General features: G+C 66.8%; 21 protein-coding genes. 7 read left to right on the top strand and 14 right to left on the bottom strand.

Annotated features, from left to right (window positions below; genetic code table 11):
- The first annotated feature begins 431 nt into the window (after positions 1 to 431).
- Positions 432 to 1,541 carry a transglycosylase SLT domain-containing protein gene (locus tag BFF94_RS32230; protein WP_128843744.1) on the top strand — a complete coding sequence of 370 codons (1,110 nt, stop codon included), beginning with the start codon at positions 432 to 434 and terminating at the stop codon, positions 1,539 to 1,541.
- 109 nt (positions 1,542 to 1,650) lie between these two features.
- On the opposite strand, the gene BFF94_RS32225 is transcribed toward BFF94_RS32230, so the two are convergent.
- The 7 genes from BFF94_RS32225 to BFF94_RS32195 form a co-directional block, all read right to left on the bottom strand.
- Positions 1,651 to 2,847, bottom strand: coding sequence for a pyridoxal phosphate-dependent aminotransferase (locus BFF94_RS32225; protein WP_128843745.1), 1,197 nt, complete (start codon positions 2,845 to 2,847; stop codon positions 1,651 to 1,653).
- Positions 2,848 to 2,910: 63 nt separating this feature from the next.
- The gene (gene nusB / locus BFF94_RS32220) at positions 2,911 to 3,348 is read right to left on the bottom strand and encodes a transcription antitermination factor NusB (RefSeq protein ID WP_128843746.1); all 438 of its coding nucleotides are present in this window, start codon (positions 3,346 to 3,348) and stop codon (positions 2,911 to 2,913) included.
- The gene (ribH, locus tag BFF94_RS32215; RefSeq protein ID WP_128843747.1) at positions 3,345 to 3,860 is read right to left on the bottom strand and encodes a 6,7-dimethyl-8-ribityllumazine synthase; all 516 of its coding nucleotides are present in this window, start codon (positions 3,858 to 3,860) and stop codon (positions 3,345 to 3,347) included. The genes nusB and ribH overlap by 4 nt, the downstream gene beginning before the upstream one ends.
- A gap of 53 nt (positions 3,861 to 3,913) precedes the next feature.
- Positions 3,914 to 5,056 (bottom strand): bifunctional 3,4-dihydroxy-2-butanone-4-phosphate synthase/GTP cyclohydrolase II, encoded by a 1,143-nt coding sequence (gene ribBA / locus BFF94_RS32210; protein WP_128843748.1) that lies wholly within the window; start codon positions 5,054 to 5,056, stop codon positions 3,914 to 3,916.
- A 193-nt stretch (positions 5,057 to 5,249) separates the two neighbouring features.
- Positions 5,250 to 5,768: a DUF1993 domain-containing protein gene (locus BFF94_RS32205; protein ID WP_128843524.1), complete on the bottom strand. Its 519-nt coding sequence runs from the start codon at positions 5,766 to 5,768 to the stop codon at positions 5,250 to 5,252.
- Between the two features lie 353 nt (positions 5,769 to 6,121).
- The gene (locus tag BFF94_RS32200) at positions 6,122 to 6,436 is read right to left on the bottom strand and encodes a helix-turn-helix domain-containing protein (RefSeq protein ID WP_128843525.1); all 315 of its coding nucleotides are present in this window, start codon (positions 6,434 to 6,436) and stop codon (positions 6,122 to 6,124) included.
- On the bottom strand, positions 6,433 to 6,777 hold the full coding sequence (locus BFF94_RS32195; protein WP_128843526.1) for a type II toxin-antitoxin system RelE/ParE family toxin: 345 nt from the start codon (positions 6,775 to 6,777) through the stop codon (positions 6,433 to 6,435). Before BFF94_RS32195 ends, BFF94_RS32200 begins: the two co-directional genes overlap by 4 nt.
- A gap of 122 nt (positions 6,778 to 6,899) precedes the next feature.
- Here BFF94_RS32195 and BFF94_RS32190 point away from each other — a divergent pair, with 122 nt between their 5' ends.
- Complete coding sequence (locus BFF94_RS32190; protein ID WP_128843527.1) at positions 6,900 to 7,400, top strand: DUF6933 domain-containing protein; 501 nt, start codon at positions 6,900 to 6,902, stop codon at positions 7,398 to 7,400.
- 151 nt (positions 7,401 to 7,551) lie between these two features.
- Here the strand turns inward: BFF94_RS32190 and BFF94_RS32185 are convergent, their stop codons facing one another.
- From BFF94_RS32185 to BFF94_RS32170, 4 genes are all read right to left on the bottom strand, one after another.
- Complete coding sequence (locus BFF94_RS32185; protein WP_128843528.1) at positions 7,552 to 8,181, bottom strand: riboflavin synthase; 630 nt, start codon at positions 8,179 to 8,181, stop codon at positions 7,552 to 7,554.
- A 14-nt stretch (positions 8,182 to 8,195) separates the two neighbouring features.
- Positions 8,196 to 9,317, bottom strand: coding sequence for a bifunctional diaminohydroxyphosphoribosylaminopyrimidine deaminase/5-amino-6-(5-phosphoribosylamino)uracil reductase RibD (gene ribD, locus BFF94_RS32180; protein WP_128843529.1), 1,122 nt, complete (start codon positions 9,315 to 9,317; stop codon positions 8,196 to 8,198).
- A gap of 15 nt (positions 9,318 to 9,332) precedes the next feature.
- Complete coding sequence (hemL, locus tag BFF94_RS32175) at positions 9,333 to 10,616, bottom strand: glutamate-1-semialdehyde 2,1-aminomutase (protein ID WP_059590261.1); 1,284 nt, start codon at positions 10,614 to 10,616, stop codon at positions 9,333 to 9,335.
- 186 nt (positions 10,617 to 10,802) lie between these two features.
- Positions 10,803 to 11,255: a hypothetical protein gene (locus BFF94_RS32170; RefSeq protein WP_128843530.1), complete on the bottom strand. Its 453-nt coding sequence runs from the start codon at positions 11,253 to 11,255 to the stop codon at positions 10,803 to 10,805.
- A 224-nt stretch (positions 11,256 to 11,479) separates the two neighbouring features.
- Here BFF94_RS32170 and BFF94_RS32165 point away from each other — a divergent pair, with 224 nt between their 5' ends.
- Positions 11,480 to 12,697: a Bcr/CflA family multidrug efflux MFS transporter gene (locus BFF94_RS32165; protein WP_128843531.1), complete on the top strand. Its 1,218-nt coding sequence runs from the start codon at positions 11,480 to 11,482 to the stop codon at positions 12,695 to 12,697.
- A gap of 99 nt (positions 12,698 to 12,796) precedes the next feature.
- Here the strand turns inward: BFF94_RS32165 and BFF94_RS32160 are convergent, their stop codons facing one another.
- The 3 genes from BFF94_RS32160 to zwf all read right to left on the bottom strand — a co-directional run bounded on the left by BFF94_RS32160 (position 12,797) and on the right by zwf (position 16,941).
- Entirely contained in the window at positions 12,797 to 14,725 is a 1,929-nt protein-coding gene (locus BFF94_RS32160; protein WP_128843532.1) for a bifunctional transcriptional regulator/glucokinase, read from the bottom strand.
- Entirely contained in the window at positions 14,703 to 15,383 is a 681-nt protein-coding gene (pgl, locus tag BFF94_RS32155) for a 6-phosphogluconolactonase (RefSeq protein ID WP_219140250.1), read from the bottom strand. The genes BFF94_RS32160 and pgl overlap by 23 nt, the downstream gene beginning before the upstream one ends.
- 88 nt (positions 15,384 to 15,471) lie before the next feature.
- Complete coding sequence (gene zwf / locus BFF94_RS32150; protein WP_128843820.1) at positions 15,472 to 16,941, bottom strand: glucose-6-phosphate dehydrogenase; 1,470 nt, start codon at positions 16,939 to 16,941, stop codon at positions 15,472 to 15,474.
- 430 nt (positions 16,942 to 17,371) lie between these two features.
- Between zwf and BFF94_RS32145 the strand changes: the two genes are divergently transcribed.
- The 4 genes from BFF94_RS32145 to BFF94_RS32130 all read left to right on the top strand — a co-directional run bounded on the left by BFF94_RS32145 (position 17,372) and on the right by BFF94_RS32130 (position 21,774).
- Positions 17,372 to 18,619, top strand: coding sequence for an ABC transporter substrate-binding protein (locus tag BFF94_RS32145; protein WP_128843819.1), 1,248 nt, complete (start codon positions 17,372 to 17,374; stop codon positions 18,617 to 18,619).
- Between the two features lie 138 nt (positions 18,620 to 18,757).
- Positions 18,758 to 19,696 (top strand): carbohydrate ABC transporter permease, encoded by a 939-nt coding sequence (locus BFF94_RS32140; RefSeq protein WP_128843818.1) that lies wholly within the window; start codon positions 18,758 to 18,760, stop codon positions 19,694 to 19,696.
- Positions 19,686 to 20,543: a carbohydrate ABC transporter permease gene (locus tag BFF94_RS32135; RefSeq protein ID WP_006476648.1), complete on the top strand. Its 858-nt coding sequence runs from the start codon at positions 19,686 to 19,688 to the stop codon at positions 20,541 to 20,543. The genes BFF94_RS32140 and BFF94_RS32135 overlap by 11 nt, the downstream gene beginning before the upstream one ends.
- 112 nt (positions 20,544 to 20,655) lie before the next feature.
- On the top strand, positions 20,656 to 21,774 hold the full coding sequence (locus BFF94_RS32130) for an ABC transporter ATP-binding protein (RefSeq protein WP_128843817.1): 1,119 nt from the start codon (positions 20,656 to 20,658) through the stop codon (positions 21,772 to 21,774).
- Positions 21,775 to 21,822 lie beyond the last annotated feature (48 nt).

Here is a 21,822-nt window from a genome sequence, read left to right as displayed (position 1 = left end):
AAGGGTGCCGCTAAATTACTTTTTGTTATGATTTTAATGTTTTATAGTGTTGACGATCTATAAAACCCTGCTAGAATCCGCTCACATTGGTTGCAGGGTAAAAGGCTTCGAGCCGCCAATCACCGATCTTTGACGCAGCGCGTCACCGTCCGCCGAATCCTGCACGGCGTATTCGACGGCTTTAGTCGTAGTCCCAGCCAGCGCTACCAGACGCTGGTTTTTTGCGTGGGTGCCACCGCGTATGCCCGCCTCGCCCATTGTGCGAAGGTGCCGGCCCTCTTACACCGTGGCCTCGAACGGTACTTATACCGTTTCTCCGATGCTTGCACGTCCCAACCAAGGCGTGCGGCGTCTTGATTCCGCGGCACGTATTCTGTCTCGCCATCGAGCTGAGCGAGCCGCACGAGTCATGTTCATGGGAGATGATCTGAATGAACGCTTGGTTATCGTGGCGTCCCAATGAGCAGCATGCGCAAATCGTGCGCAACATGCTGCGTCGCGGGACGCGTGTCAGTCACCATCTATTCAGCGTTGTCGGCTGTTTGGCTGTCGCGGTTGCGCTTGCACTGTGGCTGCTGCCAACCGTACGCGGCACGCTTGCCGCGAAGCTGATGCCGGTCGTTTCCGCGGCCGTGCAGGCCGGTCCGGCTCGTCTGCTGTCCGGCCATCCGCTGCCGAACTTCGCGCCTGCCGGCGTGCAGCCGCAGCAGGAAGACAGTCCCGAAACGGATACGCTTGCGGTCGGCCTCGACGTCGCACCGGAAGCCGCCGCGCAGGGCGATGCGTCCGATCCGGCCCGCAACGGCCCGTCGCCCGTCGCGCTTGCAAAACTGATTCCGACCCAGCGGGTGCCGGCCGATGCGCGCGACGATCGTGCGCTTGCGTCGAACCGCGAACAGGCGCTCGTCGCGACCTATCTGTCGCGCCGTTACCGCATCGCACAAGAGCCGCTCGGCCAGCTCGTCAAGGCCGCGTTCCAGACCGGCCGTGATGTCGGCCTCGACCCGCTGCTGCTGCTGTCCGTGATGGCGATCGAGTCAGGCTTCAACCCGTATGCCGAAAGCGGCGTCGGCGCGAAGGGCCTGATGCAGGTCATGTCGAAGGTTCATTCCGACAAGTTCGAGTATTTCGGCGGCACCGATACCGCACTGCAGCCGATCGCGAATCTCCAGGTCGGCGCGCTCGTGCTGAAGGACTGCATCGCGCGCGGCGGCTCGCTCGCGAACGGCCTGCGCCTGTACAACGGCTCGACGAATCCCGACGACACCGCATACGGTTCGAAGGTGATGGCCGAACGCGGCCGGCTGCGCGACGTGTCGCATGGCCGCAGCGTGCCGGTCAACGCGCCGCAGGCGCCGGCGAAGCCGATCGTCACGGCTGCAGCCGTGACGGCATCGACAGGCGGCGCGAAGCGCGTGCATGCAACGCTCGATGGCGCGACGTCGGTGAAGGCGGCAGCGCCGAAGGATGCGTCGCCGCAGGACGCGAGCGTCGATACCGCGAAGCAAGCGCACGCCGATCACTCGGAACTCGGCGCGTAACGGTTACGCGTACCGCGCGGCGCTGTCCGCAGGAAATGAAAAAGGCACCCGGTCCGGGTGCCTTTTCTTCTTTGCGGTGCGCGAAACGGCCAGTGTGCCGGCCGTGGCGTCAGTGCTGCCCGAACAGCGTCGCGAGCCGTTCGACCGCCTCTTCGAGCCGCGAGTAGGCCGTCGCATAGGACAGGCGGATATAGTCGCGCGGCGCATGGACACCGAAGTCCATGCCGGGCACCAGCACGACGCCCGCGTCGTGCAGCATCGCCTGCGTGAGCGCGGCGCTGTCTCCGGCCGCCGGGTGGGCGACGCCGCCGCAACGCGCATACACATAGAATGCGCCGTCCGGCATCACGGGGACGGTGAAGCCGAGCCGTTCGAGCGCCGGCGCGATGAAATCGCGGCGGCGCTTGAATTCGAGCCGGCGCGCTTCGTAGATGTCGAGCGAGGCCGGCTCGAAGCACGCGAGTGCCGCGTGCTGCGCGAGTGCGGACGGGCAGATGAACAGGTTCTGCGAGAGCTTCTCGAACGTGTCGACCAGCGTGGGCGGCACGACCAGCCAGCCGAGCCGCCAGCCCGTCATGCTGAAATACTTCGAGAAGCTGTTCACGGTGATGACATCGTCGCCGAACGACAGCGCCGACACGGGCGCCGCGTCGTAGCTGAGCCCCTGGTAGATCTCGTCGACGATCGTGAAGCCGCCGCGTGCACGCACGGCCTCGACGATCCGCTTCAGCTCGTCCGGTTCGAGCGACGTGCCGGTCGGGTTCGACGGCGACGCGAGCAGCACGCCGCGCGTGCTGTTGCCCCAGCGCGTGCGGACGTCGTCCTCGGTGAGCTGAAAGCGTGCATCCGGGCCGCTCGGCACGAGCACCGGGCGGCCTTCGGCAGCGGCGACGAAGTGCCGGTTGCACGGGTACGACGGGTCGGGCATCAGCACCTCGTCGTCGCGGCCCACGAGCGCGAGGCACGCGAGCAGCAGCGCGGCCGACGCGCCGGCCGTCACGACGATCCGCTCCGGGCTGATCGTGAGGCCGTAGGCACGCGCGTAGTGCGCGGCGATCGCCTCGCGCAGCGGCGCAATGCCGAGCGCGCTCGTGTACTGCGTGACGCCGCGGCGCAGCGCGGCCGCGGCCGCGTCGACGACAGGCTCCGGCGCGGTGAAATCCGGCTCGCCGATGCCCATGTGGATAACATCGCGCCCGGAGGACTCGAGCCGCTGTGCCTCCTTCATCAATTCCATCACGTAAAAGGGCTGGATCGCGTCGACGCGTGCTGCGAGCGTGACGAGCGAAGCGGCGGTGGTATTCATCGGCGGGCGGGACGGGGAGGGAGAATGAAAAACGGGCGCTTGCGCGCCCGTGGACAAACGGTATCAGCCGTTGCGGCGCGCCTGCGTTTCGGCGGGGCGCAGCTTCGCGGCGAGCTTGTCGAGCACGCCGTTCACGTACTTGTAGCCGTCGGAGCCGCCGAACGTCTTCGCGAGTTCGACCGCTTCGTTGATGATCACGCGGTACGGCGTTTCGACGTGGTGCGTGAGCTCGAACGTCGCGATCAGCAGCACGGCGCGTTCGACCGGCGACAGCTGCTCGATCGGACGGTCCAGCGACGGCGTCAGCGCTTCGACGAGCGTGGCATGCTCGCGGATCACGCCGTGCAGGATGGCCTCGAGCAGCGCCTTGTCAGCCTTGTCGTAACCGAGCGCGCCGCGCAGTTGCGCGTCGATCTCGCCAGCGGGCGCGTTCGACAGCAGCCACTGGTACAGGCCCTGCGTCGCCAGCTCGCGCGATTGTCGGCGGGCGCTCTTCTTCATGCGCGCTCCTCTTCGTCGTCTTCGTCTTCTTCTTCGTCCTCGTCGTCGCCGAGTTGGTCGAGCGCCATCGTCAGGTTGGCCATCTCGACGGCGACGCGCGCGGCGTCACGACCCTTTTCGGTCATGCGCGCGACGGCCTGCTCGTCGCTTTCGGTCGTCAGGACCGCATTCGCGATCGGCAGGTTGAAGTCGAGGCCGATACGGGTGATGCCCGCGCCGCTCTCGTTCGACACGAGTTCGAAGTGGTAGGTCTCGCCGCGGATCACCGCGCCGAGCGCGATCAGCGCGTCGAACTGGCCGCTTTCCGCGAGCTTCTGCAGTGCGAGCGGGATTTCCAGTGCGCCGGGCACCGACACGAGCAGCACGTCTTCACCGGTGACGCCGAGGCGCTCCAGTTCTTCGACGCACGCGTCGGCGAGGCCGTTGCACACGGGCTCGTTGAAGCGCGATTGCACGATGCCGATACGCAGGCCGTCGCCTTCGAGATTCGGTTGGTATTGTCCGATTTCCATGATCTTGTCCGTGGTGTGGATGAACGGTTATAGGGCGAAAGCGCCGTGGCGGGTTACGCGTTGGACGCCGGGCAGGACTTGGCTTCGCCGCCGGGCATCGGAATGAAGCCCGTGACTTCGAGGCCGTAGCCGGACATGCTGCCCAGCTTGCGCGGATTCGACAGCACCTGCATCTTGCCGACGCCGACATCGCGCAGGATCTGCGCGCCGATGCCGAACGTCTTGAAATCGACCGGCCGGCGCTTGAGCGCAGCGGCCTTTTCTTCCTCGTCGAACGCCTTGAAGACGTCGATCAGGTGTTCCTTCGTGTCGCCGCAGTTGAGCAGCACGATCACGCCGAGGTCGCGCTCCGCGATCTCGCGCATCGCGGCGTCGAGCGTCCACGAGTGCGTCGACACGCCCGTCTCGAGCAGGTCGAGCACCGACAGCGGCTCGTGCACGCGCACGGGCGTATCGACGTCGGGCGACGGCGTGCCGCGCACCAGCGCGATATGCGGCGAGCCGCTCGGCTGGTCGCGGTACAGCACCGTGCGGAACGTGCCGTGCGCGGTCTGCATCGTGCGCTCGGCGATCCGCTCGATGATCGATTCGGTGCGGCTGCGGTACTGGATCAGGTCGGCAATCGTGCCGATCTTCAGGTTGTGTTCCTTCGCGAATTCGATCAGGTCGGGCAGGCGCGCCATCGTGCCGTCGTCCTTGATGATCTCGCAGATCACCGCGGCCGGCGTGAGGCCGGCGAGCGCGGTGAAGTCGCAACCGGCCTCGGTGTGGCCCGCGCGCACGAGCACGCCGCCCGGTTGCGCCATGATCGGGAACACGTGGCCCGGCTGCACGATGTGCTCGGGGCGCACGTCGTGCGCGACCGCCGTGGCGATCGTGTGCGCACGGTCGGCGGCCGAGATGCCGGTCGTCACGCCTTCGGCCGCTTCGATGCTGACCGTGAACGCGGTGCCGTACTGCGTGCCGTTGCGGTAGGTCATCAGCGGCAGGTGCAGCTGCTTGCAGCGTTCCTGCGTCAACGTCAGACAAACCAGGCCGCGGCCGTACCTGGCCATGAAGTTGATCGCTTCCGGCGTGACGAATTCGGCGGCGATCACGAGGTCGCCTTCGTTTTCGCGGTCTTCTTCGTCGACCAGGATCACCATCCGGCCGGCTTTCAGCTCGGCGATGATGTCGAGCGTGGAGGCGAGCGTCATAAAGGGGCGAGAAAGAGGAAAGTGCGTATTTTACGCCAGCCGGACGGCGTTTCGGCTGGCATGGACCGCGCGCGGCCGGCAAGCGCTCCGGAAAGCGTCGCGGCCGGCCCGCGCGGCAGGCCTGGCCGGGCCGCCGCGCGTTGCCTGCACGCGGGTGCGGACGGTTGCGGGCCGGGCTTTGCCCGGCCGCGCGTCATGCGTGCTGGTCGAGCCCGCCGAGGTAGTCGAGCTTGCCGAGCTCGACGCCGCTGTGGCGCAGGATGTCGTACGTGGTCGTCACGTGGAAGAAGAAATTGGGCAGCGCGAAGTGCAGCAGGTACGACTGGCCGGTGAGCTCGATCGGGCCGACGCGCATCTTCAGCACGATCTGGCGCGCCTCGCTGCCGTCGATCTGCGCGGCGTCGAAGCTTTTCAGGTAGTCGATCGTCTTCTGGATGCGCGCGTGCAGTTCGTCGAAGGTCTGCTCGACGTCCGGGTAGCTCGGAATCTCGGCGCCGGCGAGTCGCGCGGCGCAGCCCTTGGCCGTGTCGGTCGCGATGTAGACCTGGCGGACGAGCGGCAGCATGTCCGGGTAGAGCCGTGCGCCGAGGAATACCGACGGATCGATCTGCTTCTCGGCCGCGTGTGCTTGCGCCTTGCCGAGGATGTGCTGCAGGTTGGTCAGGCCGCGAATCAGTACGGGCAGCGAAGCCTGATACATCGAGATGGACATGGGGACGACTCCTGTGGGAAGAGGGGCGGGCGGTACGCGGCGCGTCGTGCGTTGCGGCGCCGGAACCGCTGCCGTCGCATCTTAGCGCGACGGGATGACCCGTGCGCGTCGTTGGCCGTTCGGTCAGGTGTCGGGGCGGGCCGGCGAGTGTCGAGCGAAGGCGAGGAACGGCGGGAAGTGGGGCGGGAGCAACGCACGTCGTTATGACGCGATGGGTATCGTGGAAAGCTACGCCCCCCATAGGCAGGATTGAGAAAAGTCGCTCGTATACCGTCGCAAATACCGTCGTGTCACGGTGTTTGTAACGAGACGACGATACGCGATGCCGGACGGTGCCCGCAATGGAGCGTCGTTCAGAGCGTTTCCAGCATCCGAAGTGTTTCCGGATGCTTGGCGACTAGTCGGATCAGAGTGGCGGCCTGTGCGTTCGGCTTGGCCTTGCCTTGTTCCCAATTCTGATACGTGCGCACGTTGATGCGCAGGCTTCGGGCCATGACGGCTTGAGACGCGTGAGAGGCTTCGCGCACGGCCTTGATTTCGGCCGGCGAGACTTCGAGCGCATCGGGCACATCGGCCGTGATCTTGCGCAGCGTGATTTTCCCTTCGCGCTCGGCTGCAAGAGCGTCGAGACCCTCAGTCAATTCAGCAAACAGATTTCGCTTTTTCATTGCTTGCTCCGTATCGTGACCTCTCTTTCCAGCAGCTTCGCGAAGGCTTTGCGCTCGTCACCGGATAGGTCTGCCATTTCATCCTTGTCGTACAGTGTGAACAACCAGAATTGATAACCGCTGACCCAGTAGTAATAGATCACTCGTAGGCCACCGCGTTTGCCTTTCTGGCGGCGTTTGTCAGCGAACCTCAACTTCCGCAGACCGCCGGTTCCCTTGATCAAGTCACCGGCCTCGGGATTAGCCAGCAGCTCTTTCTGCAGAACGGCGTACTCGTCATCCGCGAGATAGTTCTCGCGTTCACGGGAAAACGGCGGCAGTTCGATGAAGGTCGCTTGCATGGCCGAATTATACGCTACCTGCGTATAATTTCAAGCATGTGCATCGGCGATGCGGGCCGGGCCGAACCACGCTTGTTGGCTCGTCGGACATCTTCTCTTGGTACAAGGGGGCTCTCTTTTCCATGCTGTACCTTTACTGCACTCAAAAGCTGCTCAAACGCCTGAATCCCGACGTGATCGAGGTCGGAAGCAGCACCGCGAAGCTTGGCAACTGGTACGCAACTGTTTTGGCATGGAAGCCGCAGGTTGCGATGCTTGTGAATGCGCAGACGCTATTGCCTGTGCTGATGCCGTTGGCTCCGGCCGCTAACCTAGCGATCAGGTTTCCGGAGGCTCTGGTGGATATACTGACGGCCCACGGAGTACAGCGTCCGTTTATCGACTCGGAAGTGCGCGAGATGCATGTCGTCAAATATGCGAAGACGCAAAATCGCAGCGTTGTCGGCATCATGACGGAGTTCGCGCATCTCGCCGAAGCCTACCGCGCCCAGGACAAATCGAACGAACTCATCGAGCTGTCGCTAAAGCTGGCGCGCACGCCATGTAGCCCGCTTTACAAGGGCCCGGTGTTTCCGGAGCGGGCGTTGAAAGAGTTGGCGAGCGATGGAGGAGCGGGCGCCTGATTGCGAGTTGCCGCAGGGTAGTCCGGTTCGAGTGGGCAGGGGGCTGATACCCGACGCGCCGGGTGCAAAGCGCCCAAGAGTTGCAGAGTCGCCCGATGGGCGACTAGTCGAGGAGCGAGAAATAGTCGCGCAGCGAGGCTCCCCGCAGCGGTCAGCTACCCTGTATGGGAGATGCCGCCGACAGCATCCGCTCCACATACCGCGCGATCATGTCGACTTCGAGGTTGACCTGGTCGCCGGTCTTCACGTGGCGCAGCGTCGTGACCTCGACCGTATGCGGAATCAGGTTGATCGAGAATTCGCAGCCGTCCGCGCGGTCGTCGACCGTGTTGACGGTCAGGCTCACGCCGTTGACCGTGATCGACCCCTTGTACGCGAGATAGCGGCCGAGCTCGCGCGGCGCGACGATGCGCAGTTCGTGCGACTCGCCGACCGGCGCGAAGCGCGACACGGTGCCGAGGCCGTCGACATGGCCCGACACGATGTGGCCGCCGAGGCGGTCGTGCGCGCGCAGCGCCTTCTCGAGGTTCACGTCGCCGGGTTCCGCGAGGCCGACCGTGCGGTTCAGGCTTTCGCGCGACACCTCGACGTCGAACGCGGCGTCGGTCTTTTCGATCACCGTCATGCATGCGCCCTGGATCGCGATGCTATCGCCGAGCGCGACATCGGCGAGATCGAGCCCGCCGGCCAGCACGGTCAGCCGCACGCCCGCATCGGCCGACGTGCCGAGCGACTGGATCGATTCGATACGGCCGACGGCCGCGACAATTCCGGTAAACATCGTGACGATTCCGTTCAGTGAGAGGCGTCGGGCGGCGCGAAACGGGCCAGGATCCGCAGATCGTCGCCGATCCGCTCGATACCGTGAAACGACAGTCGCGTGCGTGCTTCAAGACTCGCCGGCGCGGCGAGGTCGAACATGCCGGCCGCGTCGGCGCCGAGCAGGCTCGGCGCGAGATAGACGAGCAATTCGTCGACACATCGTTCGCGCAGCAGCGAACCGTTCAGCTTGTGGCCGGCCTCGACGTGCAACTCGTTGACGCCGCGCGCGCCGAGCGCCGACAGCATCGCGGGCAGGTCGACCTTGCCGTGCGCATTCGCGAGCGGCACGATTTCCGCGCCGCGCGCCTTCAGCACGTTCGCGCGCATTTCGCCGCTGGCGTCGAGCCGGCCGCAGAAGATCAGCAGAGGCGCGCCTTCGAGCAGCCGCGCGTCGAGCGGCAGGTCGAGGCGGCTGTCGACCAGCACGCGCTGCGGCTGGCGCGGCGTGTCGATGTCGCGCACGGTCAGCAAGGGATTGTCTTCGCGCACGGTGCCGATGCCGGTGAGGATCGCGCATGCGCGTGCGCGCCACGCATGCCCGTCGAGGCGCGCGGCCTCGCCGGTGATCCACTGGCTTTCGCCGGACGGCAGCGCGGTGCGGCCGTCGAGCGACGCGGCGGTCTTCATCCGCACCCACGGGCGGCCGCGCGTCATCCGCGACACGAAGCCGATGTTCAGTTCGCCGGCTTCATGCGCGAGCAGCCCGCAGCGCACGTCGATGCCCGCGTCGCGCAGCATCCCGAGGCCGCGCCCGGACACCTGCGGGTTCGGGTCTTCCATCGCGGCGACGACCTTCGCGACGCGCGCGTCGATCAGCGCGTTCGCGCACGGCGGCGTGCGGCCGAAATGGCTGCACGGTTCGAGCGTCACGTAGACGGTCGAACCCGCGACGTCGCAGCCGCGCGAGCGCGCGTCCTTCAGCGCCTGCACTTCCGCGTGGTCATGGCCGGCCGGCTGCGTGAAGCCTTCGCCGATCACGTCGCCGTCCTTGACGATCACGCAGCCGACGCGCGGGTTCGGCGCCGTCGTGTACATGCCGCGCGCGGCGAGCGCGAGCGCACGCTGCATGTGGGCGAAATCGGTATCCGAGAACATGCGCGCGGCCCCGGGTCAGGCGGCGAGTGCCGCGAACGCGCGGCGCGCGGCCGCGAGCGTCGCATCGATCACCGCGTCGTCGTGCGTGCTCGACACGAAACCGGCCTCGTATGCCGACGGCGCGAAGTACACGCCCTCGTCGAGCATCAGGTGGAAGAAGCGGTTGAAGCGCTCGATGTCGCTCTTCGTGACTTCCGCGAAGCTGGTCGGCACGCGCTCGGCGAAGTACAGGCCGAACATCGCGCCGATCGAGTCGGCCGCGAACGGTACGCCGGCCGCGCGTGCTTCCGCTGCGAGGCCGTCGGCGAGACGCTTGGTCTGCGCGGTGAGCGCGTCGTAGAAGCCGGGCGCCTGGATCAGCTGCAGCGTCTTCAGGCCGGCGGCGACCGCGATCGGGTTGCCCGACAGCGTGCCCGCCTGGTAGACGCCGCCGAGCGGCGCGAGGTGGGCCATGATGTCGCGGCGGCCGCCGAACGCGGCGGCCGGCATCCCGCCGCCGATCACCTTGCCGAGGCAGGTGAGGTCGGCCGTGATCCCGTAGTACGCCTGCGCGCCGCCGAGCGCGACGCGGAACCCGCACATCACCTCGTCGAAGATCAGCACGGCGCCGTGCTTCGTGCACAGCGCGCGCAGCGCGTTCAGGAATTCGGGCGTGCCGCGCACGAGGTTCATGTTGCCCGCGACCGGCTCGACGATCACCGCGGCGATCTCGTCGCCGAACGCGCCGAACGCTTCCTCGAGCGCGGCGACGTTGTTGTATTCGAGGACGGTCGTGTGCTTCGCGATGTCGGCGGGTACGCCGGCCGACGTCGGGTTGCCGAACGTCAGCAGGCCCGAGCCGGCCTTCACGAGCAGGCTGTCCGCGTGGCCGTGGTAGCAGCCCTCGAACTTGACGATGCGGCTGCGGCCCGTGAAGCCGCGCGCGAGACGCAGCGCGCTCATCGTGGCCTCGGTGCCGCTCGACACCATCCGCACCTGCTCGATCGACGGCACGAGCTTGCAGATTTCCTCGGCGATCTCGATCTCGGCTTCGGTCGGCGCGCCGAACGAGAAGCCGTCGGCGAGCACGTTCTGCACGGCCGACAGCACTTCCGGATGGACGTGGCCGACGATCATCGGGCCCCAGGAGCCGATGTAGTCGATGTACTGCTTGCCGTCGGCATCCCAGAAATACGGGCCTTGCGCGCGCGCGACGAAACGCGGCGTGCCGCCGACCGAACGGAATGCGCGCACCGGCGAGTTGACGCCGCCGGGAATGGTCTTCTGGGCGCGTTCGAAGAGGATCTGATTGTTGGACATGGGCGAAACCTGCGAGAGAACGGCGCGGGGGCCTGTGCACGGGCCGCGGCGCCTGGGCGGAACGATCGTCCGATTGTACCGGAGACGCGCGCGACAGGCCCGCGGGCAGGTCCGCGGCCTTTCGGCGCGCGGGGGATCGCGCGGGCCGGAAAGGCGTGCCCGATTCGACCCGGCTATCGAGGGCGGCTATCGGGGCGGCTTGCGCTTGCCGGTCAGCTCGGCCCAGCGCTTCTCGAGCGGGCCTTCGACCATCGGCTTGATCGACGTGCCGGATGTCTGCGCATCCCAGGTCTGTACCGAGTACGGGTGGACGCGCAGTGCGTCGCGCGCGATCACGACGTCCTGGTGCGCGTCGACCAGCCAGTCGTACACGAAGTCGATGCACAGCCGGTAGCCGCGCTTCATCGCCGGATCGGGCACCTCGTACGGCGCGCGCGTCACGTAGCCGGAGCCGAACACGCCCTTGGGCTCCTTCGCGACGCGGTGCAGGAACACGCGGTCGCCCGGCAGGATGCCGCGCGCGAAGCCGCAGCCCCATACGTCATGCACGGCCTCGCCGGCCTTCACGCGCGCGGCGACGTCGGGCAACTCGGGCCACGGCCATTTCTTGGGGCTCCAGATCAGCAGGAAAGCGGTCATCGGTTCGGTGGGACATCGAATTGGTCAGACAAGAGCGGCAAGCTTAATCGAATCCGCGCGCGATCCCGCGCGCCGGTGTTTCCGGGCCCGCCATCGTACGCGGCCGGCGGCGCGTGAAAAAGTTGCGCGTACAATCATGGGCCTGAGCGCGCCGTTTGCGGCGCGGCCTCCCGTCTTCACCGCCACGCGCGCCCCGATGCGCGCGGGCTCCATTCCGGATACCCATGTCTCACGTCGTCCGGCGCCGGCCCGATGTCCGGCTGATCCTGTTGCTCGGCGCGCTCGCCGCCTGCGGGCCGATCGCCACCGACATGTACCTGCCGAGCCTGCCGTCGATCGCCAGCGGGTTCTCCGTCAGCCCCGGCGCCGCGCAGCGCACGCTGACGAGTTTCATGGCCGGCTTCTCGGTCGGCATGCTGCTGTACGGCCCGCTGTCCGACACGTGGGGCCGCCGGCCCGTCCTGCTCGGCGGCATCGCGCTGTTCACGCTCGCGAGCATCGGCTGCTTCGTGGCGGGCTCGATCGACATGCTGATCGTCGTGCGCTTCCTGCAGGCGCTCGGCGCCGGCGCCGCGTCGGTGCTGGCTCGCGCGATCGCGCGCGACGCGCACGAGCCGAGCGACGCGGCGAAGGTGCTGTCGATGGTCGCGATCGTCACCGCGGTCGGGCCGCTGCTCGCGCCGCTGATCGGCGGCCAGATCCTGCGCTTCTCGGGCTGGCGCGGCGTGTTCGTCGTGCTGGCCGTGTTCGGTGCGGTATGCGCGGCGACCGCGTACCTGCGCGTGCCCGAAACCTGGCCGAAGGAGCGGCGCAAGAGCGCGGCCGTGCTCGCGTCGTTCGCGTCGTACGGGCGCATCCTGTCCGACCCCGTTGCGTGGGGACACATGCTGTGCGGCGGGATGGCGTTCGCGTCGATGTTCTCGTACATCACCGCGACGCCGTTCGTGTACATCGAGTATTTCCACGTGTCGCCGCAGCACTACGGGCTGCTGTTCGGCCTGAACATCATCGGGATCATGATCGGCAACTTCGCGAACACGCGGCTCGTCGGCCGCATCGGCTCGCTGCGCATCATCTCGGCCGCGGCGCTCGTGAGCTGCATCGCGTCGCTCGCGGTCGCGCTCGTCGCGCTGACGGGGTGGGGCGGGCTGTGGTCGATCGTCGTGTGCCTGTTCTTCGTCGTCGGCGTGGTCGGAATCCTGTCCGCGAACTGCACGACCGACCTCATGCATCGCTATCCGCACAACGCGGGCGCGTCGGCGGCCGTGTTCGGCGCGATGCAGCTCGCGCTCGGCGCGCTGGCGAGCGTCGCGATCGGCGCACTCGCCGACGGCACGCCGTTCGCGATGGGCGTGACGATCGGCGTCTCGGGCGTGCTGTGTTTCGCCGGACGCTACCTCGTGCTGCGCTGGCACGGGCGGCCCGTCGAGGCGGGTGCCTGAACCGCCGGCCGGGCGGCGGAATGAAAAACGCCACCGTGCGCGATGCGCCGGTGGCGTTTTTCTTTTGAGCGCGTGAAGCGGCGGTTGCCGCGCCGCGCGTCAATCCCGCGCGACGTCCTTCGCCGCCGGCGACGCGCCGTGGCTCAGCCAGTCGAGCACGTCGGCCGTTTCGTCGTCGCTCGCGCGCGCCTTCGCCTGCGCGACGGCCTCGGGCAATTCGCCGTTCGTCGACGCGCGGCGGATCGCGACGCCGACCGCGAGGATGTCGATCATCAGCAGATGCAGGATCCGCGAGATCATCGACAGTTGCGACTCGCGCATCTCGATGTGGTCGGTCTCGAGCGCGACGGTCGCGCGCTTCGCGAGCGGCGTGTTGCTCGACGTGATCGCGATCACCTTCGCGCCGGCCTGCATCGCGACGTCGAGCACGCGCAGCAGTTCGGGCGCGCGCCCCGACTTCGACACCGCGACGATCACGTCGCCCTTGCCGAGCAGCGCGGCCGACGCGGCCTGCATGTACAGGTCGCCGTACGCGATCGTCGGAATCCCGAAGCGGAAGAACTTGTAGTGCGCGTCCTGCGCGACGATGTTCGAGTTGCCGAGCCCGTAGAACTCGATGCGCCGCGCGCTGTTCAGGATCTCGATCGCGTTCTCGACGTGTTCGAAATTCAGGTGCTCGCGCAACTGCAGGATCGCCGACACCGTGTTGTCGAGCACCTTCGCGCCGAAGTCGGTGGCCGTATCGCCGAGATGCACCTGGCTGTGGCTCATCGGGATCGTGCCGGTGAGGCCGGTGGCGAGCTTCAGCTTGAAGTCCGACAGTCCCTGGCAGCCGAGCGAGCGGCAGAAGCGGATCACGGTCGGCTGGCTCACGTCGGCCTTGCGCGCGATGTCGACGATTGGATCGTTGATGATCGAGCGCGGATGGTTCAGCGCGAGATCGGCAACGCGGCGCTCGGCCGGCGTCAGCGCGTCGCGCATCTGGCGGATCCGCTCGAACACGGCCGACGACGCACCGCCCGAGCGGTTCGACAGTTGCTCGGCGAGGATCGCCGACACGCCGAGGAACGCCGGGTATTCGGCGGTGATCAGGTAGGTCGGGATGTTCTCGAGATAGTGCGTGAAGCGGCCCTTCGCCTCGAAGCGCGCGCGGAACGACGAGCGCGTGAACAGTTCGCCTAGCTTCAGTGCGACGCCGCCGCCGATGTACACGCCGCCGAGTGCGCCGAGCGTCAGCGCGACGCTGCCCGCGAACGCGCCGAGAATTCCGCAGAAGCAATCGACCGTCTCGAGCGCGAGCGCGTCGCCCGCCTGCGCGCGCTCGACGATCTCGACCGTGTCGACGGTCGCGGCCACGCGCTTCTTGTCGCGCGCGGCGAGCGCGCGATAGATGATCTCCATGCCGGGGCCCGCGCACACGCGCTCGAACGACACGTGCGGGAATTTCTTGCGCGCGTACTGCAGCACGAGATCCTCGCGCTCGTCCTGCGGCGCGAACGACGCGTGGCCGCCTTCGCTGCCGAGCGCGATCCAGCGGTCGTCGGCCGGAATCAGCCCCGACACGCCGAGCCCGGTGCCGGGCCCGAGCAGCCCGATCACGCTGTTCTGGCGGCGCGCGCCGCCGCCGACCTGCACGCGCTGCGCGTCGGTCAGGCCCGGCAGCGCCATCGCGAGCGCGGTGAAATCGTTGACGACGAGCAGCGTGTCGAAGCCGAGCGCACGGCGCGTCGCCTCGATCGAGAAGCTCCAGTCGTGGTTGGTCATCGTGACCTGGTCGCCGTCGACCGGATTGGCGATCGCGATCGCCGCGTGGTTCACGCGGGTGATCTTCACGTCCTTCAGGTACTTGCGAATCGCGTCGGTGATCGTCGGATAGTCGGCGCCGGGATAGACGCGGATCTGCGCGATCTCGCCCGGACCGTTTTCCAGCGCGAAGCGCGCGTTGGTGCCGCCGACGTCCGCGAGCAGGCGCGGGCCGTCGGCATGCTGGCCCGCGACGGCCGCCTTACTTTGCGCACCAGTAGACATCGAGCTGGGTCCCCTTGTCGTTGGCCAGTTGGGAAATCGCGTTCTTCTGCAGCGACGCGGCCGCGGCGTCGAGCACGTCGCGCTTGGCGGGGCCCGCGATCAGCAGGAACAGCCGGTCGACGCGCTTGAGCGCATCGAGCGAAAAGCTCACGCGCGCATGCGGCGCGGCGCCGGGATGCACGGCGACGAAACGCTCGGGCGTCGTAATCGCGTGCTCCCATTCGGGCGCGTCGGCGAAGATCGATGCGGTGTGGCCGTCCTCGCCCATGCCGAGCACCGCGACGTTCGGCACGCGGTAGTCGGCGTTCGCGTTCAGCGCGGCGACGTGCGCGTCGAGCGCGGCGCGCGTGTCGACGAGCGGCAGGAAGCGGGCGGGGGCCGCGGCGTGCTGCAGCAGCGTGTCGCGCACGAGGTGCGCGTTGCTTGCGGCGTCATCCTCCGGCACCCAGCGGTCGTCGACCAGCGTGACGTCGATGCCGGCCCAGTCGAGCGCCGCGTGCGACAGCGCGTGCAGGAACGGGCGCGGGCTCGTGCCGCCGGACACCGCGAGCGTCGGACGCGCGGGGCCCGCGAGCGCGGCGCGCAGCGCATCGCCGACGGCGCGCGCGAGCGCTTCGCTTTGCGCTTCCTGGGTGTCGAAAGCGTGGATCTCGATCACATCTCCTCCGGACTGCTTTGTCTGTTCAAATCGTACGAATCGTGGGGCACGTTGCCGTACGCGGTCACGCGCACGGCAACGGTTTGCATCAGTTTTCTTCTTCGAGCCAGCAGGTGTCGTGCTGCGCGAGCATCGCGCTCGCCGCGGCCGGCCCCCACGTGCCCGCCGCGTACGGCTTCGGCGGCTTCAGCGAGCGCGCCCATTCGTTCAGGATCGGCTCGACCCAGCGCCACGCGGCTTCCTGCTCGTCGCGGCGCACGAACAGCGCGAGCCGGCCGTTGATCACGTCGAGCAGCAGGCGCTGGTACGCCTCCATCTGCCCTTCCTTGAAGAACCGGTCGAATGCGAGGTCGAGGTGCACGCTCGCGAGGTTCATCCCTTCGCCAGGCTGCTTCGCGAGGCAGTACAGGCGGATCGTCTCGTTCGGCTGCAGCCGGATCACGAGGCGGTTCGAACCGGGGCGCAGCGCGGTCGGTCCGAGCGCCGAGTGCGGCACCGGGCGGAAGTTGACGACGATCTCCGCGACGCGGTCGGCGAGACGCTTGCCGGTGCGCAGGAAGAACGGCACGCCGGCCCAGCGCCAGTTCTCGATCTCGACCTTCAGCGCGACGAAGGTTTCGGTCGGGCTGTCGGGCTTCACGCCCGGCTCGGTCGCATAGGCCGGCACCTGCGCGCCCTTGATCACGCCCGCATGATACTGGCCGCGCACGGCAACCTTGCCGATGTCGCGCGGATCGACCGGCTTCAGCGCCCGCAGCACGCGCAGCTTCTCGTCGCGCACCGAGTCGGAATCCATCGAGTGCGGCGGCTCCATCGCGACGATCGACAGCAGTTGCAGCAGGTGGTTCTGCACCATGTCGCGCAGCGCGCCCGTATTGTCGTAGAAATCGCCGCGCGCCTCGACGCCGAGCTCCTCGGCGATCGTGATCTGGATGCTCTCGACCCATTCACGGCGCCACAGCGGCTCGAACAGCGCATTGCCGAAGCGCAGCGCGAGCAGGTTCTGCACCGGCTCCTTGCCGAGGTAGTGGTCGATCCGGTAGATCTGGCCTTCCGCGAAGATCTCGCCGACCGCGTCGTTGATCGCGTTCGACGAGCGCAGGTCATAGCCGAGCGGCTTCTCGAGCACGATGCGCGAGTTTTCGCTCAGGCCGACCGACGCGAGCGCCTTGCAGATCGGAACGAACAGCGACGGGCCCGTCGCGAGATAGAACACGCGGATGCCGGGCAGCGATGCGATCGCGTCGCGCAGCACGACGTAGTCTTCCGCGCGGCCGAGGTCGAGCTTCACGTATTCGATGCGTTCGAGGAAGGACTTCCACGCGGCTTCGTCGAAGGCCTTGCCGGCCGCCTTGGCCGCATGCGGCTTCACATGCGTGTCGACCCATTCGAGATAACCCGCCCGATCCGATTCGTGCCGCGCCACGGCGACGATCCGGCCACTCTCCGCCAGCATGTTCGCACGGTGCGCTTCGAACAGCGCTGGCAGGATCTTGCGCATCGACAGATCGCCGGTGCCGCCGAAAAGTACGAAGGTAAAGCTGGAATCGGTATGCATGTGTCTCCGCCGGGTTGGGGTGCTGGGAAGCGATCCGTAGTGCGATAAAAATATTTTTGACACTGAATTGTAGTTTAACTACAATCCGCCGCAAGGGGTAGCACCTGGGCGAAGAAAAAAAGAAGCGCGGTCGATGAGCTGCGCGAGCTTCGTCTTCGGGAATGCCTTGTGCCGAATGTTATCGGACATTGACGGCGTGCATCGTCCGCACGCCGTCGGCCCCGGGCTCGTGCCGCATCGACGCGGCGGGCCAGAAACACAAAGAGGAGACACGCCGTTGAATCTCGATTCACGCTTTCTGTAAGAGCCCGGCCGGTCATCGGCCCCGTACGCTGCATGCGTCCCGCGGCTCGATTTCCCCGTCGTTATCAAGAAGCCGGTTCCCGGTCAGGGAACTTAACGAGTTGATTCAGTCTGGAGGAGATAAGTAATGAAAGTTCGCTCGATCATGGGCGCGCTCTGCGCCGCGGGTCTGATGGCTGGCGCCGTGGCGGCGCAGGCGGCCGAGAACGTCACGGTGCTGCACTGGTGGACCTCGGGCGGCGAGTCGAAGGCCGTCGGCGTGCTGAAGGACGACGTGCAGAAGCAGGGCTACGTGTGGAAGGACTTCGCGGTCGCGGGCGGCGCGGGCGCAGCGGCGATGACCGCGCTGAAGACCAAGGTGATCAGCGGCGACTCACCGTCGGCCGCGCAGATCAAGGGTCCGCTGATCCAGGACTGGGCCGACCAGGGCGTGCTCGTCAACATCGATTCCGTCGCCGGCGACTGGAAGCAGAACCTGCCGCCGGAAATCGACAAGATCATCAAGTACAAGGGCCACACCGTCGCCGCGCCGTTCTCGGTGCACCGCGTGAATTGGCTGTACATCAACAAGGCCGCGCTCGACAAGGTCGGCGCGAAGGTGCCGGCCACCTGGCCCGAATTCTTCGCGGTGGCCGACAAGCTGAAGGCAGCGGGTATCCAGCCGGTCGCGATGGGCGGCCAGCCGTGGCAGGACCTGACGCTGTGGGAAGACGTCGTGCTGTCGCAGGGCCCGGCGTTCTACAAGAAGGCGCTCGTCGACCTCGACCAGGCGACGCTGACGTCGCCGCAGATGCTGTCCGTGTTCGACACGGTGCGCAAGATCCAGGGCTACTTCGATACGGGCCGCAACGGCCGCGACTGGAACCTCGCGACCGCGATGGTGATCAACGGCAAGGCCGGCATGCAGTTCATGGGCGACTGGGCGAAGGGCGAGTTCGAGAACGCGGGCAAGAAGGCGGGCAAGGACTACATCTGCGCAGCGGTGCCGGGTACGGCGAATTCGTACACGTTCAACGTCGATTCGTTCGTGTTCTTCCAGCAGAAGGGCGAGAAGGCCGCGACGCCGGGCCAGCTCGCGCTCGCGAAGACGATCATGACGCCGGACTTCCAGGAGCAGTTCAGCCTGCTGAAGGGCTCGGTGCCGGTACGCCTCGGCGTGAAGATGGACAAGTTCGACGACTGCGCGAAGAAGTCGTATGCCGACGAGCAGACCGCGATCAAGTCGGGCGGCTTCGTGCCGTCGCTCGCGCACGGGATGGCGCAGAGCGACGCGACGGCCGGCGCGATCACGGACGTCGTGACGAAGTTCATGAACTCGCAGCAGGATTCGAAGAGCGCGGTCGCCGCGCTCGCGAAGGCCGCGAAGGTCAAGTAACGCGCGACAGGCGCCCGGCCGGAAGCGCTTCATCGGCCGGGCGTTTTTGCATGTGCAGCAAACGGGCTCGCCCGCGGGCCCGAGCCGTACCCGGCGCCGGCCCGGCCTGCGCCGCCCTCGTTCCAGGAGTCGAATCAAGTGGCTGCCCCTCTTAGCGGAAACGGATCCGGCGCTGCCGCCGCACGGCGTACGTCGCCGATGTCGGCCTTCGCCGATCGCTGGATTCCGAAGCTCGTGCTTGCGCCGAGCGTCGCGATCGCCGTGGTGTTCATCTACGGCTTCATCCTGATTACCGGCTATCTGTCGCTGACCAATTCGCGGCTGTTGCCGAACTACGAATTCGACGGCTTCGGCCGTTACTCGGACCTGTTCCAGAACGACGTGTGGTGGACCTCCGCCGCGAACCTCGGCTGGTTCGGGATTCCGTTCATCGCGGTCTGCGTCGCGCTCGGGCTGTTCCTCGCGATCCTGCTCGACCAGCGGATCCGCAACGAAGGCGCGCTGCGCGCGATCTTCCTGTACCCGATGGCGCTGTCGTTCATCGTCACCGGCACCGCGTGGCAGTGGATCCTGAACCCGGGCCTCGGGCTCGAGAAGGTGATGCACGACTGGGGCTGGACGAGCTTCTCGTTCGACTGGCTCGGCGATCCGGACAAGGCGATCTTCTGCGTGGTGATCGCGGCCGTCTGGCAGTCGACCGGCTTCGTGATGGCGCTGTTCCTCGCGGGGCTGCGCGGCGTCGACGCCGAGATCTTCAAGGCTGCGCAGGTCGACGGCGCGTCGCTGCCGACCATCTACCGCAAGATCGTGATCCCGAGCATGCGCCCGGTGTTCTTCTCGGTGCTGCTGATCCTCTGCCACATCACGATCAAGACCTTCGACCTCGTCGTCGCGCTGACGGCGGGCGGTCCGGGCACGTCGTCGTCGCTGCCGGCCATGTTCATGTACACGTTTTCGTTCAATCGCGGCCAGCTCGGGCTCGGCGCGGCGTCCTCGGTGATGATGCTCGCGACCGTGGTCGCGGTGCTGGTGCCGCTGATGTATATGGAATCGAGGAGCACCCGCAATGCAGCCTAAGATGACGATCAGCCGGGCAGTGATCTACGCCGCACTGATCCTGTTCGCGCTGTATTTCCTGTTCCCGATCTACGTGATGCTGTCGACGTCGTTCAAGGATCTCGACCAGTTGCGCACCGGCAACCTGCTGACGCCGCCCACGAGCTGGACCGTCGACCCGTGGGTGAAGGCGTGGAGCGGCGCCTGTACCGGCGTGCGCTGCGACGGGATGAAGCCGTTCTTCCTGAACTCGCTGCAGATGGTGATCCCGGCCGTGCTGATCTCGTCGCTGATCGGTGCGTTCAACGGCTACGTGCTCACGCACTGGCGCTTTCGCGGCGCGGACGCGCTGTTCACGATGATGCTGGTCGGCTGCTTCATCCCGTTCCAGGTGATCCTGTTGCCGATGGCGCGCCTGCAGGGGATGCTCGGCCTCGCCAACACGATTCCGGGCCTCGTGTTCGTGCACGTCGTGTACGGGATCGCGTTCACGACGATGTTCTTCCGCAACTTCTACGTGAGCGTGCCGGCCGAGCTCGTGAAGGCCGCGCGCATCGACGGCGCGGGCTTCTTCACGATCTTCACGAAGATCCTGCTGCCCGTGTCGCTGCCGATCTTCATGGTGTGCCTGATCTGGCAATTCACGCAGATCTGGAACGACTTCCTGTTCGGGATCGTGTTCTCCGGCGTCGATTCGATGCCGATCACGGTTGCGCTGAACAACCTCGTCAACACGTCGACGGGCGTGAAGGAATACAACGTCGACATGGCCGGTGCGATCATCGCCGCGCTGCCGACGCTGCTCGTCTACATCGTCGCCGGCCGCTACTTCGTGCGCGGGCTGACGGCGGGCGCGGTGAAGGGGTAAGCGCGGTTTCATCCGATACGACGAACCGGCCGCGCATGTCGCGCGGCGCATCGAAACGAACCCGACGCGGCGCCCGAGCGCGCCGCGCGAGACGAGACAGAGGATTCACAGCATGGCAAGCCTTTCCATCCGTGACGTGTACAAGACCTACCCGAACGGGGTGCCGGTCCTGAAGGGTGTCGACATCGAGATCGAGGACGGACAGTTCCTGATCCTGGTCGGCGGGTCGGGCTGCGGGAAATCGACGCTGCTCAACATGATCGCCGGGCTCGAGACCGTGACGAGCGGCGAGATCTGCATCGACGGCAAGGTCGTCAACGACCTGTCGCCGAAGGATCGCGACATCGCGATGGTGTTCCAGTCGTATGCGCTGTATCCGTCGATGACGGTGCGCGAGAACATCTCGTTCGGCCTGAACATCCGCAAGGTGCCGAAGAACGAGCAGCAGCAGATCGTCGACCGCGTGTCGCAGATGCTGCAGATCCAGCACCTGCTCGACCGCAAGCCGGGCCAGCTGTCGGGCGGCCAGCGCCAGCGCGTCGCGATGGGCCGCGCGCTCGCACGCGATCCGTCGCTGTTCCTGTTCGACGAGCCGCTGTCGAACCTCGACGCGAAGCTGCGCATCGAGATGCGCGCGGAAATCAAGCTGCTGCACCAGCGCCTCGGCACGACGATCGTCTACGTGACGCACGACCAGATCGAGGCGATGACGCTCGGCGACCGGATCGCGGTGATGAAGGACGGCGTGGTCCAGCAGTTCGGCGCGCCGCAGGATATCTACGATTCGCCGTCGAACCTGTTCGTCGCGGGCTTCATCGGCGCGCCGCCGATGAACTTCATCAACGGCACGCTGGTCGAGCAGGGCAGCGGGATCGCGCTCGAGGTCGACACGGGCGTCAAGCGCGGCGCGCTGAACCTGCCGTTCGACGCGGCGAAGCTGAAGTCGCACGTCGGTCGCGAGGTGATCCTCGGCCTGCGTCCGGAGCGCATCACCGACGTGCGCCACGCGCACAACGGCGACGCATCGCACCTGCAGCCGTTCGACGTGCGCGTCGACGTGACCGAGCCGACCGGCCCCGACACGCACGTGTTCGCGCAGGTGAACGGCAAGCGGATCGTGAGCCGCGTGCATCCGGCCGCGAACCCGCAGCCCGACCAGACGCTGTCGCTGCTGTTCGACGTGTCGAAGGCCGTGCTGTTCGATCCGGCGTCGGAAGAGCGAATCGCTTGATGCGGCGCTCGCGCTGAATGAAAGACAAGGGGCCGTCTCGAACGGCCC

Source organism: Burkholderia catarinensis (assembly GCF_001883705.2).
GTDB classification, from domain to species: Bacteria; Pseudomonadota; Gammaproteobacteria; order Burkholderiales; family Burkholderiaceae; genus Burkholderia; species Burkholderia catarinensis.
Note: the sequence above shows the minus strand (reverse complement) of the source record. Positions and strands in the feature narration are given on the sequence as shown.

Coding starts and splice junctions, on each gene's coding strand:
- zwf (WP_128843820.1), bottom strand. CDS start 16,941: ATGCATACCGATTCCAGCTTTACCTTCGTACTTTTCGGCGGCACCGGC.
- BFF94_RS32130 (WP_128843817.1), top strand. CDS start 20,656: ATGGCAAGCCTTTCCATCCGTGACGTGTACAAGACCTACCCGAACGGG.
- BFF94_RS32225 (WP_128843745.1), bottom strand. CDS start 2,847: ATGAATACCACCGCCGCTTCGCTCGTCACGCTCGCAGCACGCGTCGAC.
- hemL (WP_059590261.1), bottom strand. CDS start 10,616: ATGTCCAACAATCAGATCCTCTTCGAACGCGCCCAGAAGACCATTCCC.
- BFF94_RS32170 (WP_128843530.1), bottom strand. CDS start 11,255: ATGACCGCTTTCCTGCTGATCTGGAGCCCCAAGAAATGGCCGTGGCCC.
- BFF94_RS32200 (WP_128843525.1), bottom strand. CDS start 6,436: ATGAAAAAGCGAAATCTGTTTGCTGAATTGACTGAGGGTCTCGACGCT.
- BFF94_RS32190 (WP_128843527.1), top strand. CDS start 6,900: ATGCTGTACCTTTACTGCACTCAAAAGCTGCTCAAACGCCTGAATCCC.
- BFF94_RS32135 (WP_006476648.1), top strand. CDS start 19,686: ATGCAGCCTAAGATGACGATCAGCCGGGCAGTGATCTACGCCGCACTG.
- ribH (WP_128843747.1), bottom strand. CDS start 3,860: ATGGAAATCGGACAATACCAACCGAATCTCGAAGGCGACGGCCTGCGT.
- BFF94_RS32185 (WP_128843528.1), bottom strand. CDS start 8,181: ATGTTTACCGGAATTGTCGCGGCCGTCGGCCGTATCGAATCGATCCAG.
- BFF94_RS32230 (WP_128843744.1), top strand. CDS start 432: ATGAACGCTTGGTTATCGTGGCGTCCCAATGAGCAGCATGCGCAAATC.
- BFF94_RS32160 (WP_128843532.1), bottom strand. CDS start 14,725: ATGTCTACTGGTGCGCAAAGTAAGGCGGCCGTCGCGGGCCAGCATGCC.
- BFF94_RS32195 (WP_128843526.1), bottom strand. CDS start 6,777: ATGCAAGCGACCTTCATCGAACTGCCGCCGTTTTCCCGTGAACGCGAG.
- ribBA (WP_128843748.1), bottom strand. CDS start 5,056: ATGACGCTCGCCTCCACGCTCGACATCATCGCCGAGCTGAAAGCCGGC.
- BFF94_RS32145 (WP_128843819.1), top strand. CDS start 17,372: ATGAAAGTTCGCTCGATCATGGGCGCGCTCTGCGCCGCGGGTCTGATG.
- BFF94_RS32165 (WP_128843531.1), top strand. CDS start 11,480: ATGTCTCACGTCGTCCGGCGCCGGCCCGATGTCCGGCTGATCCTGTTG.
- ribD (WP_128843529.1), bottom strand. CDS start 9,317: ATGTTCTCGGATACCGATTTCGCCCACATGCAGCGTGCGCTCGCGCTC.
- nusB (WP_128843746.1), bottom strand. CDS start 3,348: ATGAAGAAGAGCGCCCGCCGACAATCGCGCGAGCTGGCGACGCAGGGC.
- BFF94_RS32205 (WP_128843524.1), bottom strand. CDS start 5,768: ATGTCCATCTCGATGTATCAGGCTTCGCTGCCCGTACTGATTCGCGGC.